General features: G+C 70.4%; 10 protein-coding genes. 7 read left to right on the top strand and 3 right to left on the bottom strand.

Going from position 1 to position 13,076, the window contains the following annotated elements; translation table 11 throughout:
* The first annotated feature begins 19 nt into the window (after window positions 1–19).
* From fliI to recA, 5 genes are all read left to right on the top strand, one after another.
* The gene (fliI, locus tag IWC96_RS12165; RefSeq protein WP_021697991.1) at window positions 20–1,375 is read left to right on the top strand and encodes a flagellar protein export ATPase FliI; all 1,356 of its coding nucleotides are present in this window, start codon (window positions 20–22) and stop codon (window positions 1,373–1,375) included.
* Complete coding sequence (locus IWC96_RS12160) at window positions 1,372–1,782, top strand: flagellar FliJ family protein (RefSeq protein WP_021697990.1); 411 nt, start codon at window positions 1,372–1,374, stop codon at window positions 1,780–1,782. Before fliI ends, IWC96_RS12160 begins: the two co-directional genes overlap by 4 nt.
* A 67-nt stretch (window positions 1,783–1,849) precedes the next feature.
* Entirely contained in the window at window positions 1,850–2,917 is a 1,068-nt protein-coding gene (locus IWC96_RS12155) for an endo-1,4-beta-xylanase (protein ID WP_196839011.1), read from the top strand.
* 71 nt (window positions 2,918–2,988) lie between these two features.
* Window positions 2,989–5,508: an ATP-binding protein gene (locus IWC96_RS12150; protein WP_021697987.1), complete on the top strand. Its 2,520-nt coding sequence runs from the start codon at window positions 2,989–2,991 to the stop codon at window positions 5,506–5,508.
* Window positions 5,509–5,670: 162 nt separating this feature from the next.
* Window positions 5,671–6,744 (top strand): recombinase RecA, encoded by a 1,074-nt coding sequence (gene recA / locus IWC96_RS12145; protein ID WP_045319201.1) that lies wholly within the window; start codon window positions 5,671–5,673, stop codon window positions 6,742–6,744.
* Window positions 6,745–7,125: 381 nt separating this feature from the next.
* Here the strand turns inward: recA and IWC96_RS12140 are convergent, their stop codons facing one another.
* Window positions 7,126–8,946: an ABC-F family ATP-binding cassette domain-containing protein gene (locus tag IWC96_RS12140; RefSeq protein ID WP_021698525.1), complete on the bottom strand. Its 1,821-nt coding sequence runs from the start codon at window positions 8,944–8,946 to the stop codon at window positions 7,126–7,128.
* 104 nt (window positions 8,947–9,050) lie between these two features.
* Here IWC96_RS12140 and IWC96_RS12135 point away from each other — a divergent pair, with 104 nt between their 5' ends.
* Together IWC96_RS12135 and IWC96_RS12130 are read left to right on the top strand one after the other, a co-directional pair.
* Complete coding sequence (locus IWC96_RS12135; RefSeq protein WP_196839010.1) at window positions 9,051–9,608, top strand: TetR/AcrR family transcriptional regulator; 558 nt, start codon at window positions 9,051–9,053, stop codon at window positions 9,606–9,608.
* Window positions 9,605–9,943 (top strand): multidrug efflux SMR transporter, encoded by a 339-nt coding sequence (locus tag IWC96_RS12130; RefSeq protein ID WP_021698523.1) that lies wholly within the window; start codon window positions 9,605–9,607, stop codon window positions 9,941–9,943. The genes IWC96_RS12135 and IWC96_RS12130 overlap by 4 nt, the downstream gene beginning before the upstream one ends.
* A 9-nt stretch (window positions 9,944–9,952) precedes the next feature.
* On the opposite strand, the gene IWC96_RS12125 is transcribed toward IWC96_RS12130, so the two are convergent.
* Window positions 9,953–12,619, bottom strand: coding sequence for a M14 metallopeptidase family protein (locus tag IWC96_RS12125; RefSeq protein ID WP_196839009.1), 2,667 nt, complete (start codon window positions 12,617–12,619; stop codon window positions 9,953–9,955).
* 164 nt (window positions 12,620–12,783) lie between these two features.
* Entirely contained in the window at window positions 12,784–12,990 is a 207-nt protein-coding gene (locus tag IWC96_RS12120) for a hypothetical protein (protein ID WP_021698521.1), read from the bottom strand.
* Window positions 12,991–13,076 lie beyond the last annotated feature (86 nt).

The raw sequence follows: 13,076 nt of genomic DNA, 5'->3' as shown, positions 1-13,076 counted from the left end.
TCTCCGCTGAGGGGCATTCTTGCGCAATCTCGTCGCCGCTGTTGAGGCTGTGGATCCGCTGGTCGTGACCGGGAAGGTCGCGGGCGTGTCCGGCCTGCTGATCGAGGCGCGGGGCGGCATGAGCCGGCTGGCCGTGGGCGCGCGGGCCGAGATCGTGCGCCGGGGCCATCAGGGCCTGCCCGCGGAGGTGGTGGGCTTCCGCGACTCCAAGGCCCTGCTGATGCCCTATGGCCCGGTGGAGGGCGTGGCGCCCGGCGCCGACATCCGCATTCTCGACGTGGCCGCCAGCGTGCGGCCGACCACGGCCTGGCTGGGCCGCATCATCGACGCCTTCGGCGATCCCATCGACGGCAAGGGGCCGCTGCCGCCCGGACCCGCCCCCTATCCTCTGCGCGCCGCGCCCCCGCCTGCCCATTCGCGCGGCCGGGTGGGCGAGCGGCTGGACCTGGGCGTGCGCTCCATGGACGTGTTCACCACCACCTGCCGCGGCCAGCGTCTGGGCATCTTCGCCGGCTCGGGCGTGGGCAAGTCGGTGCTGCTGTCCATGCTGGCGCGGCAGGCCACCTGCGACGTGGTGGTGGTGGGTCTGATCGGCGAACGGGGTCGGGAGGTCCGCGAGTTCATCGAGGAGACCCTGGGCGAGGAGGGGCTGAAGCGCGCCGTGGTGGTGGTCGCCACCAGCGACGAGCCGGCCCTCAAGCGCCGTCAGGCCGCCTATATGACCATGGCCATGGCCGAATATTTCCGGGACCAGGATCTGGAGGTCCTGTGCCTGATGGACTCCGTCACCCGCTTCGCCATGGCCCAGCGCGAGATCGGCCTGGCCGCTGGCGAGCCGCCGACCACCAAGGGCTACACCCCCACGGTCTTCTCCGAACTGCCCAAGCTTCTGGAACGCGCCGGGCCGGGACCGATCCGGCCGGACGGCACCCAGGCTGCGCCCATCACCGCCATGTTCACCGTGCTGGTGGACGGCGGCGACCATGACGAGCCCATCGCGGACGCCGTGCGCGGCATTCTGGACGGCCACATCGTCATGGACCGCAAGATCGCCGAGCGCGGACGCTTCCCCGCCATCGACGTGCTGAAGTCGGTCAGCCGGACCCTGCCGGACTGCCAGACCCTGCCCGAGCGCGACCTGAACCGCAGGGCCCGCCAGTGCCTGAGCGCCTATTCGGACATGGAGGAGCTGATCCGCATCGGCGCCTACCGCGCCGGGGCCGACCCCATCGTCGACCGCGCCATCGCCCTGAACCCCGCGCTTGAAGCGTTTCTGGGCCAGGACAAGGACGAGGTGACGCGCATGGCCGACTCATTCGATCGTCTTCAAACCATCCTGAACCAGGGCATGATCCCTCCGGAGGATAGCCAATGACCAGCTGGGCTCACTCGTTGATCCGCATCTCCAACTATGAGGTGGAGACGCTGCAGAAGCGCCTCGCCGAGATCACCGCGCGGCGGGCGTCCACCGAGATGCGGCTGGCGGTGCTGGACGCCGAGGCCGAGGTAGAGCGCGAACGCAGCCGCCACGACACCCAGGCCGGCATGATGCTGAGCGCCTATCTGGCCGGCTGGAAGGCCCGCAAGGCCGCTGCTGAAACCGATCTGGCCGAACTGGACGCCGAGGAAGCCGGCGCCCGCGACGCCCTGACCTCCGCCTTCGAGGAGCTGAAGAAGTTCGAACAGGTGGCCGAGACCACCCGCCTCAACCGCCTGATCGCCGCCGCCAGGCGCGAAACGGCGGCCTTCGACGAGCTGGGACTGCGGAAACGGGCGAGCTGATCCTTCTCCCCCCATGCGCTTCGCTTTGGGGAGGAGAAGCTGGCGCCCTCCTTGCACCGCCCGTCCCATGACCCAGCCCCTGTTCAGCCGTCGCGCGCTTCTGGCCTCCACCCTGGCGCTGGCCGCCTGTGACGGACGGCCTGCGGCGTCCCAAGTGGTCGAGGGACCGATCCGGCCGCTGCGGGACGTGGCGTCCTTCCCCGTCGGGGTGGCCGCCATGACCGACCATTTCCGCGATCCCCAGTGGGTCGAGCTGGCGTCCACTCACTTCTCCCAGCTCACGCCCGAGTGGGAGATGAAGATGGAGTACATCCTGGGGCCGGGCGGACGCCTCCGCTTCGCCGCGCCGGACGCCATCGCCGACTTCGCTGCCCAGCACGGCATGAGCCTCTTCGGCCACGCCCTGATCTGGTACTCGCAGGGCCGGGCCTATTTCGAGGGTCTGGACGAGACCCGCTTCGCCGCCGAGCACGACCGCTACATCCGCGAGGTCATGGGCCGCTACCGGGGCCGGGTGACCGGCTGGGACGTGGTCAACGAAGCCGTGGCCGAAGACGGCAACGGCCTGCGCGACTGTCACTGGTCCGCGCGCTTCGGACAGGACGGCTACATCCGCCGGGCCTTCGAGGTGGCGGCCGAGGCGGACCCGGACGCGGTGCTGTTCATCAACGACTACAATCTGGAGCATAATCCCCGGAAGGGCGCGACCTTCCTGCGCATGGTGGAGCGGCTGCTGGGGCAGGGGGCGCCCATCGGCGGGCTGGGGACCCAGTCGCACATCGACTATGACATCGAGCCCGGGCGCACGGCGGCCTTCATCAACGAGATGGCCCAGTTCGGCCTGCCCATCCATGTCTCGGAACTGGACATGTCCATGGGCCGCTCACGCACCGACCTGACCCGCACCCCGCGCCGTCGCGAACTGCAGACCGAGCGGGTGCGCGAGATCGCTGACGCCTTCATGGCCCTGCCCGAGCGTCAGCGCTTCGCCTTTACGGTGTGGGGTCTGCGCGACCGGGACAGCGTGCTGCGGCGCGGCGACTGGGACGACGGCCGCGACGAGCCCCTGATGTTCGACTGGCTGGGCCGCCCCAAGCCCATGTTCAAGGCGCTGGAAGAGGCGTTCGGCGCGTAAAAGCCAAGTCCGCTAAGGCTTGATCAAGGATTGACGTTCACCATGACGGCCGTCCCTCGACGGTTAGTAGCATGCATGTCGTACGCGCCGCGTTTCTCGCGGCCCTCATCCTGATCGTCACGGGCGCATCCCCGGCCAGGGCCGAGACGCCGCATCGCACGGCCATGGAGCTGGCCGAGGCTGTCGAGGCCCGGGCGGGGGCGACCAGTTTCGCCGATCTCTACGCCTTCGGCCGCGAGGCCCTGACGCGCGATGACCGCGAAGGGCTGAACCGGCTCTATCATGTCGCGTGGATCAGCCTGAACCAGGGCGAGTTCGAGCAGGCGCGGCTGTGGAACGGGCGGCTGGCCGAGGCGGCGGCGCGGCAGGGCGACGACCGCTACATCGCCATCGCCGCTCTGAACGATCTGACCATCCTCTATGATCAGGGCGACACCACCGCGGCCGCCGAGATGGCGCGCATCGCGGACACCACGGACGACTGGTTCGTCCGGGCCCACGCGGTGCGCATCCACGCCCTGGCCCTGATGGATCAGGACCGGATCGGCGAGGGGCTGGAGCGTCTGGCCGAGATGGACAGCCGCATTCCCGATGATCGTCCCTATTCCCGCACGGCCCACGCCGGCCTGTGGGAGATGACCGGCATCGGACTGATGAAGCTGAACGACGTGGCCGGGGCCACCGCCGCCTTCGGCCGGTACGAGATCGACTACAACAAGCCCGAGTACCCCCGTCCCGATTTCGACAGCCTCTACAACCTGGCGCGCCTGTCGACCCAGATCGGCGACACGGAGACGGCCCACGCCCTCTTTCTGGCCCATCGCCGCCTGGCGCAGCGCACCGGGCTGGAGAGCCTGATCGTCTATGACGCCAATCTCTGCGCCATGACGGCCGAGGCGCGGCGGGCCTGGCGCGATGTGCTGGCGTGCCTCGAACCCTATGGCGAAAACCTGGGCGCGGCCGATTTCCTGGCGCCCCAGATGCTGCCGCGTCGGGCCATCGCCCGGGCGCGGCTGGGCATGGCCGAGGCGGCGGCGCGGGACATGGCGCGCATCGAGGCCTTGCAGGCGGCCGGCGAGTTCCGCGAGGAGGGCGTCTCCCGCGTGCCCCTGGCCCGGGCCGAGCTGCTGTTCGCCCAGGGCCGCAACGCCGAAGCCTACCGCGTGCTGCGCGACCATTTCGTGGACAATGAGGTGGCCACCGCGCGCCGCTTCAGCGCCGGCATCAATCAGGTCACCGGCGACATGCAGGCCCAGCTGGAGGAGCGCCGCCGCCAGCTCGAGATGACCCAGACCAACGCCGGGCTCCAGCAGGACGTGATCCAGTCCCAGCGCTGGATCGTCGGCATCGCCATCGTGTTCCTGCTGTGCGCGACGGGCGTCCTCATCTGGCAGCTGCGCCAGAGCCGGCATTTGCGCGAGTCCCGCCTCAGGGCCCACCAGGCCAACGACGCCAAGTCCGCCTTCCTGGCCAATATGAGCCACGAGATCAGGACGCCGCTGAACGGGGTCGTGGCCATGGCCGACGCCCTGGCGCGGGCGGACCTGACCCCGCGCGAGCACGAAATGGCCGAGGTCATCCGCTCCTCCGGCAAGACCCTGGAGCGCCTGCTGTCCGACATCCTGGACAGCGCCAAGATCGAGTCCGGCCAGATCACCGTGGAGCGGGCGCCGTTCCATCTGGGCGAGGCGGTGCACGACATCACCACCCTGTGGGGGCTGCGCGCCGAGGAGAAGGACGTGCTGCTGACCGCCCACATCGATCCAGCCGTGGACCGGGTGGTGAACGGCGACGCGGTGCGGGTGCGCCAGATCCTGGCCAATCTGGTCTCCAACGCCCTGAAGTTCACCAGCCAGGGCCAGATCACCCTGACGGTGGAGCCCGGCGAAGGCGACTGTGTGCGGTTCTCGGTCAGGGACACCGGCATCGGCTTCGACGCGGAACAGAAGGCGCGCATCTTCGGCCGCTTCCAGCAGGCTGACGGCTCCATCACCCGTCGCTTCGGCGGCACCGGCCTGGGCCTGGCCATCTCCCGCGATCTGGCCCGGCTGATGGGCGGGACACTGGACTGCGACAGCACGCCGGGCGCAGGCTCCACCTTCTGGTTCGCGATTCCCCTGCCGGCCGCCGAGGCTGAAACGGTCCCGGCCGCCGCCCCGGTGGACCGCGCCGACCTGACGGCCATGCCGCTGAGGGTGCTGCTGGCCGACGACCATCCCGCCAACCGCAAGGTGATCGAGGTGATGCTGTCCCAGACGGCCATGGACCTGACGGCGGTGGCGGACGGCGCCGAGGCGGTGCGGGCCTATGGCGAGGCCGACTGGGACCTGGTGCTGATGGACATGCAGATGCCGGTCATGGACGGCCTGACCGCCACCCGCGAAATCCGCACCCTGGAGATCGAGCGCGCCCGCCCGCGCACGCCGATCCTGATGCTGACCGCCAACGCCCTGGACGAGCATGTCCAGGCCGGGCGCGAGGCGGGCGCCGACGGCCACCTGGCCAAGCCCATCACCTTCGCGGGCCTGTTCGAGGCCATGGGTGAAGCCCTGGCCGGATACGACGAGGCGAGACAAACCCAGGCGGTTTGAACGGCCTGCTCCATCTCTGTCAAAATCGGACGTACCTGCAAAAAAGAACATATTGCGAACGAGAACAAACCATGCACATATGGCGTCAGTCGCAGGGGCGGGTCGGTAGCGGGCCTCTTCCGGAACGACAGACGGGGAATCGTGGCAAAAGGACCGAAAGTAATGGCGCAGGCGGCATTGAAACTCGTGGGCAAGGAAGACGGCGACAAGGCCAAGGCGCTGGAAGCGGCGCTGGCTCAGATTGACCGGGCGTTCGGCAAGGGCTCGGTGATGAAGCTCGGCAAGGGCGGGGTTGTGGCGGAGATCGCCAGCGTCTCGACCGGCTCGCTGGGCCTGGACATGGCCCTGGGCATCGGCGGCCTGCCCTATGGACGGGTGATCGAGATCTTCGGCCCGGAATCCTCGGGCAAGACGACCCTGGCCCTGCACACCGTGGCCGAGATCCAGAAGGCGGGCGGCACCGCGGCCTTCGTGGACGCCGAGCACGCCCTGGACCCCAGCTACGCCCAGAAGCTGGGCGTCAACCTGGACGACCTGCTGGTCAGCCAGCCGGACAACGGCGAGCAGGCGCTGGAGATCACCGACACCCTGGTGCGTTCGGGCGCCGTGGACATCGTGGTGGTGGACTCCGTCGCCGCCCTGACGCCGCGCGCCGAGATCGAGGGCGAGATGGGCGACAGCCTGCCGGGCCTTCAGGCGCGCCTCATGAGCCAGGCGCTGCGCAAGCTGACCGCCTCCATCTCGCGCACCAACTGCATCGTCATCTTCATCAACCAGATCCGGCACAAGATCGGGGTGATGTACGGCTCGCCCGAAACCACCACCGGCGGCAACGCCCTGAAGTTCTACGCCTCGGTGCGTCTGGATATCCGCCGCACCGGCGCCATCAAGAACCGCGACGAGGTGGTGGGCAACACCACCCGCGTGAAGGTGGTCAAGAACAAGGTGGCCCCGCCGTTCCGCGAGGTGATCTTCGACATCATGTACGGCGAGGGCATCTCCAAGATCGGCGAGATCATCGATCTGGGCGTCAAGGCCGAGGTGATCGAGAAGTCCGGCTCATGGTTCAGCTATGACAGCCAGCGCATCGGTCAGGGCCGCGAGAACGTGCGCGAGTTCCTGAAGCAGAACCCCGACATCGCCGCCTCCATCGAAAAGGCCGTCCGCGCCCATTCGGGCCAGATCGCCGAGGAGATGCTGGGCGCCCCTGAGCCCGAGGAAGGCCAGGACGACTGATCCCTTCTCTCGATGGGAGAAGGGGACCCCGCGCACCGGACCGCGCAGCGATCCGGTTCTGGCGCGGGGGATGAGGTCCGGTTGATCACCACGATCAGCCAGCCTCGTCCCGCGCCGGGGCCTCAAGAGACACTCCGTCCGGCTGGTCCTCGCGACCCGCCGCCGACCCCGCGGGGATCGGGCCGGACGGACGTGCTGGCCGTCGGGGGAAACCCCGGCGGCCTTTTTCGTGGGCCATCTCCTGCCCCGGAGCGCAGCGAACGGGGGAGGGGGACCGCAAGCGGTGGAGGGGGGCAAATTCAAGCGCCGGCGTCCGGGTCGCCCCCTCCACCATCCTTCGGATGGTCCCCCTCCCCCGCAGGCGGGGGAGGAAGGCCTGGTTCACCCCGCGAGCGCGGCCTTCTTCTCCTCCAGCTCCAGCCATTCGGTCTCGGCGGCGTCGATCTGGTCGCGCAGGGCCTGCAGTTCGTCGGTCAGGCGCTGGAAGGCGGCGGGGTCGCGGGCGTAGAGGTCCGGGTCGGCCAGTTTCGCCTCTTTCGCGGCGATGGCGGCGGGCGCCTCGGCCATCAGCCGCTCGATCTCCTCCAGCCGACGGGCGTCCTTGTAGGACAGCTTGCGGGTGGGCGCGGCGGGGGCCGGTTTGGCGGCCGCCGGCTTCGCAGGAGCGGCGGGCGCGGCGGTGGACGCCTTGTCTTCGCTCAGGAACCCCGGGTTCTGGCGCACGAAATCTGTCCAGCCGCCGGGGGTCTCCACAACCCCGCCCCGGCCGTTCAGGGCGATGGTGGAGGTGGCCAGGCGGTCGACGAAATCCCGGTCGTGGCTGACGAGGATCAGGGTCCCGTCATAGTCCGCCAGCAGCTCCTCGAGCCGGTCGAGCGTGTCCATATCCAGGTCGTTGGTGGGCTCATCGAGGATCAGCAGATTGGCGGGCTGGGCCAGGGCGCGGGCCAGCAGCAGCCGGTTGCGCTCGCCGCCGGACAGGGTCGAGACCGGCTGGCGCAGCTGGCCGTCGGTGAACAGGAAGTCCTTGGCGTAGGCGGCCACATGCTTGGGCGTGCCGCGCACCATGATGGAGTCGCCGCCGCCCGGCGTCAGGGCGTCGCGCAGGGTCATGTCGCCGGTCAGCTCGGCCCGGGCCTGATCCAGATAGACCGGCTCCAGACCCACGCCCAGCTTGACCGACCCGGAGTCGGGCTCCAGCTCGCCCAGCATCAGCTTGACCAGGGTGGTCTTGCCGGCGCCGTTGGGCCCGACGATGGCGATGCGGTCGCCGCGCAGGATGCGGGTGGTGAAGGGCGGCAGGATGACCCGATCGCCGAACGCCTTGGTCACCCCGCGCAGTTCGGCCACCCGCTTGCCGGACTGGCCGCCGGAATCCACGTCCAGGGACAGTTCGCGGGGCTGGTCGCGCAGACGCTCGGAGCGGTCGGCGCGCATGGCGCGCAGCTGGCGGGCGCGGCCCTCGTTGCGGGTGCGGCGGCCGGTGATGGAGCGGTAGAAGGCGTGGGTCTCGGCCTCGATGGCCTTGGACAGGCGGCGCAGGGATTCGGCCTCCTCGGCCGTGACCTGATCCGCCCAGGCGTCGAAATGCTCGAAGCCCCGGTTCAGGGTGCGCACCTGGCGCCCCTCCAGCCAGTAGCAGGTGTTGGTGACCTTGTTCAGAAAGGCGCGGTCGTGGCTGACGGTCAGCACGGCCATGCGGGACGCGGCCAGCTCCTGCTCCAGCCGCTCGATGGCCAGGATGTCCAGGTGGTTGGTGGGCTCGTCCAGCAGCAGGACGTCGGGCTCCTCGGCGAAGGCCTTGGCCAGGGCGGCGCGGCGGATCTCGCCGCCCGACAGGCCGGTGGCGGCCTTGGCGGGCGACAGGCCGAAGGTCTCGAGCCAGCTTTCGGCGGTCCAGGGCTCGGCCCCGCCGGAGACGGCGTAGTCCAGAAGGGTCTCGCCGGTGATCACCGGCTCCTGCGGCACATAGGCGAAGCGGGTGCCGGTCTGGACCGTGCGGTCACCGGAGTCCGGCTCGATCATGCCCATGACCAGCCGCATCAGGGTGGACTTGCCGGCGCCGTTGCGGCCCACCAGACAGCCGCGCATGCGCGGCTCGATGGCCAGATCGACCCCCTCGAACAGGGGGCGGGGTCCGTCCTGCAGGCGGATGTCCTTGAGCGCGATGAGGGGCGGTCTTGAGGCGTTCTTGGCGGCCATGATGTTCCGTCAGATGGGGAGGCGCGCCCTATACGTCATCCGGGGCGGCCATGGCCACCGTCTCGGCGGCTTGAGGTCCAACCGTCCAGTCGGTATGGACGTCCATGATCCCCGTCCCCCGCCGCACCGCCGAACAGACCCGCCAGCTGATCCTGGACACCGCCATCGCCGTGGCCGCCGAGGGCGGGTCGCTGGCCCTGACCCTGGACGCGGTGGTCGAGCGCCTGCCGGTCAGCAAGGGCGCCCTGCTGCATCACTTCCCCACCAAGGCCGCGCTGCTGGAAGGCATGATCGACGAGCTGGCCCGCCAGCACGTGGAGGAGGTGCGGGCCGAGGCTGCGAAGGATCCGGAGGCCTATAACCGCAACGCCCGGGCCGCCATGCGGGTCAGCGTGGACAATCCGGGCGACGAGCAGGATCTGGTGCTGGGCCGCGCGGCGCTGGTGGCCTGCGCCATCGACCCGGCGCTGGCGCGGCGGTGGCGGGCGGGCACGGACGTACTGGCCGAGGATGACCCGGTCGATCCGGCGGGGCGGGACGACGCCCTGATGCTGCGGCTTCTGGCCAATGGGTTGTGGATGTCGGACCTGTTCGGCCTGTTCGACGTGACCCCGGACCAGCGCCGGGCCATCGGCGCGCTTCTGACCGGCCCGGCGAAGTGAGCCCGATCACCTGGCTGGCGCTGGGGGCCGCGATCCTGCTGGAGGTGGTGGGCACCAGCCTGCTGCAGGCCTCCCAGCAGTTCACCCGGCCCGTGCCGACCGTCGGCATGGCGGGCTGCTATCTGACCGCCTTCTATCTGCTGTCGGTGGCGCTTCGGGAGATCCCCGTTGGCCTCGCCTACGCCATCTGGAGCGGCATGGGCGTGGTGCTGATCGCCATGATCGGCTGGGTGGTGTTCAAGCAGCGGCTGGACGCCCCGGCCATCCTCGGCCTGGCCATGATCATCGGCGGCGTCATCGTCATCAACGTCTTCTCGAAGACCGTCAGCCATTGAGCCCAGGCATCACCGGGTGTGCGACGGCCCCCGGAACACGGCGTTGAGGAACAGCACGTCCAGCCCGCGCATGAAGCCCCGCGCCGAGGGGTCGTGGGCGAAGCCGATCAGCTGGCCTGAGCCCAGAGACTGGGCCACCACGGCGGGCTTGTAGGCCAGCTGGGCGCGGTTCTCGTCCCAGATGTAGCCTGCCGCGAGCAGGTCGTCGGGACCGGCGAAGCGCACCACATTGGCCCCCTGATCCAGCCGCAGGGGGGCGTAGATCTCCGAGCCCGAGGCCAGGATGTTCAGCTCCGGCGCCACCCCGGCCGCCAGCCAGTGGTCAGGGTCGGTCGTGGCGCGCAGCAGGATGCCGGGGATGGAGTCCGGGCTGCCCTCGGCCGGGCGGACGACGTTTCGCAGCTGGTCCGGGCTGGTCAGGATCACGCCGGGCACGGTGGCCTCGTCGGCGGGAGCGGGGGCCTCGGCGTCCTCGTCGGCGACCCGGCTCTCCAGCCGGGTGGCCAGCATCTGTGAGCCGGGCTCGGACATGAAGCCCATGCCGCCGCCGACGCCGATCAGAACCCCGCCCTGACGGGCCCAGTCGCGCAGACCGGCCACGCCCCGCTCGCCCAGCGCAGCGGCGTAGCCGCCGCCGTCGGGCAGGATGATGACGTCGTACTGGCTGAGGTCCGAACCCGCTATCTGGGCGGTGCGGATGATGGTGACCGGATAGCCGTATTCGCGCTCGATCATCCAGCGCAGGCCGCCCGCCGAGGTGGGGCCGGTGGGCGTCTCCCAGGCCATGGCGATGCGCGGGGCGCGGGCCACCGAGGCGCGGTCCGAGCCGAGGCTGGGGCCCGCGGTGACCCAGGTGTCGGCGACACCCTCGACGACGGCGCCGGTGTCCGTGGCGATGCGGGCGATTCGGGCGGGGGCGTCATCCGGGTTGGCGCCCCGGGTCAGGACCAGCGAGCCGGCGGGCCAGTCGCGGCCGTCCAGGGTGAAGCCGGCTTCCAGCGCGCGCACGTTCAGGCCGTCCCGCAGGGCGGCGGTCAGGAAGCGCATGCCCGACAGGCCGGGACGCACGATCCAGGCGGCAGCGCTCCGGCCGTCGATGACGCCGCCGGTCAGGGGCGCGTCGCCGGACAGGGGCGTGACGGCCACGCCGGGGCGGCTGCGGCACTGGATCGCCGGGGTGTTGTAGGCCAGCGGCAGGGCCCAGGCGGCGATGTCATAGAGCTGGTGGTCCAGCCCCTGGGCGCGGCGGCGCTCCTGCTCGGCGGTGAAGTCGGCGGGCAGGCTGACCGAGGGGTCCAGCAGCACCCGGGCCAGTCGCCCGGCGGGCTGGGCCAGGTCGATCACATAGGTCCCGGCGGCGTGGGAGCCGCAGGCGGAGAAGCCCGCTCCGGCCACGCCCACCTCGACGCCCTGCGAGGCCAGGGACCGGGCCAGGCGGTCGGCGGCGGCGGGGTCGAAGCCGGTGCGCGGCAGCAGGATGGCCCCCAGGCGGCGCCCCTCGTCGATGGCCGAGGCGTGATAGGCGTGGAAGTCGGATATCAGCCGCTGCCGGTTCACGGCGGCGGCGTCGATGGTGGACAGCGAGATCAGGAACTGGCTGCGCACCGTCTCGAACAGGGTCAGCAGGCTGCCGTCCGAGCGGCGGCGCACGTCGCCCCGGGCCGAGCCCTGCTCGTAGGTCATGGCGATGGCGCCGGAATAGCCGGGCCAGTTGTCGCCGTAGCCGGGGTAGAAGGCGTCGAAATACTCGCGGGTGAAATAGGCGATGCCCGCCTGATCGAAGACCTGGCCGTGGGCCCGGCCGATGACCTCGCGCATGGCCAGCTGGCTGGGGGTGAACAGGGGGTTGAAGGGGTCCGCCTCGGGCGGGAAGAAATAGGTCTGGTCGGTGCCCATCTCGTGGATGTCGGCCACCACCTGGGGCTTCCACTGCATCTGCAGGGCGGCATGGCCCCGGGTTTCGGGCTGGGTCTGGGCGAACCAGTCGCGGTTCAGGTCGAACAGATAGTGGTTGAAGCGCCCGCTGGGCCAGGGCTCGCGGCCCTGCACCGACTGGACGTCGGGATCGGACTCCAGCCCCTGGCCGGCGCGGTAGCCGTTGATGAAGCGGTCGCGGCCGTCGGGGTTCTGCGTGGGGATCAGGACCACCACGGTATCCTGCAGCATGCGCTGGATGCGGGGATCGCCCCGGGCGGCCAGCAGGTGGCGGGCCACGGCCATGGAGGCCTCCGCGGGGCCGACCTCGTTGCCGTGCACCGAATAGGCCAGCCAGACGATGGCGGGGGTCTCGGCGATCAGCCGCTGGGCCGTGGCCGCATCGGTCGTGCGCGGGTCGGCCAGGGCGCGGGAGGCGGCGCGGATCTGGTCCAGCCGGGCGATGTTCTCGGGCGAGGAGATGGCCGCCCAGATCAGCCGCCGCCCCTGCCAGGTGCGGCCGTACTCGCCGGTGACCATGCGGTCCGGCGCCGCTTCGGCCAGGGTCTCCAGATAGCGATGAATGTCGGCCACCGGCGTCAGCCGCTCGCCCACCGGATGGCCGATGACGCCTTCGGGGGCGGGGATGGCCGTGTCCAGATTGGCCCCCGGAAACAGGTCCTGCGCCTGTGCCTGGGCCTGGGCGGCAGGCGCCAGAAACAGGCCGCAGACCAGCGCGACGACAGACAGCAGACGGATCATGAAACGGCCCCCGGGTTACGGGGACAGGCTTAGCGGAACGGGGGCCGGGGGCAAGGGCGGACGTCGGGGAAGTGCACGGTGCAATTGGTGCAATTGGTGCAATTCCGGGGGCGAGGGGCTGAGGGGGCAGTGACGGGCCGTATGAAGCGCCGTTTTCCCTGCCCCTAGCCCTCCCTTCGCAGCAGCGCCGCGCGTCGGGCGATGCTCGCCAGCGGTCGCTCGCCCTCCGTCCGCCGCAACCCGTCCAGAAACCCCGGGTGCTGGCGTTCGGCCTCGGCGAGGCCCACGGACAGGCCGGCGCGGAAGTCGGCGCCCAGGTCGCCGTTCGCGGCCTCGGCCATGCGGCGGATGATGGTGATGGTTTCGCTCACGGCGGTCTCCGTCTGGAAGCCGCCGACCCGAGCCCTTGGTACGACGCCGATCCGTCCTGGTCGAGCGAATGTTCGCCCTATGTTCC

Origin of the sequence: Brevundimonas sp. BAL450, assembly GCF_015767455.1 — a bacterium.
Classification (GTDB): Bacteria; Pseudomonadota; Alphaproteobacteria; order Caulobacterales; family Caulobacteraceae; genus Brevundimonas; species Brevundimonas abyssalis.
The sequence above is the reverse complement of the archived record's forward strand: the minus strand, read 5'-3'. Positions and strand labels throughout refer to the sequence as shown.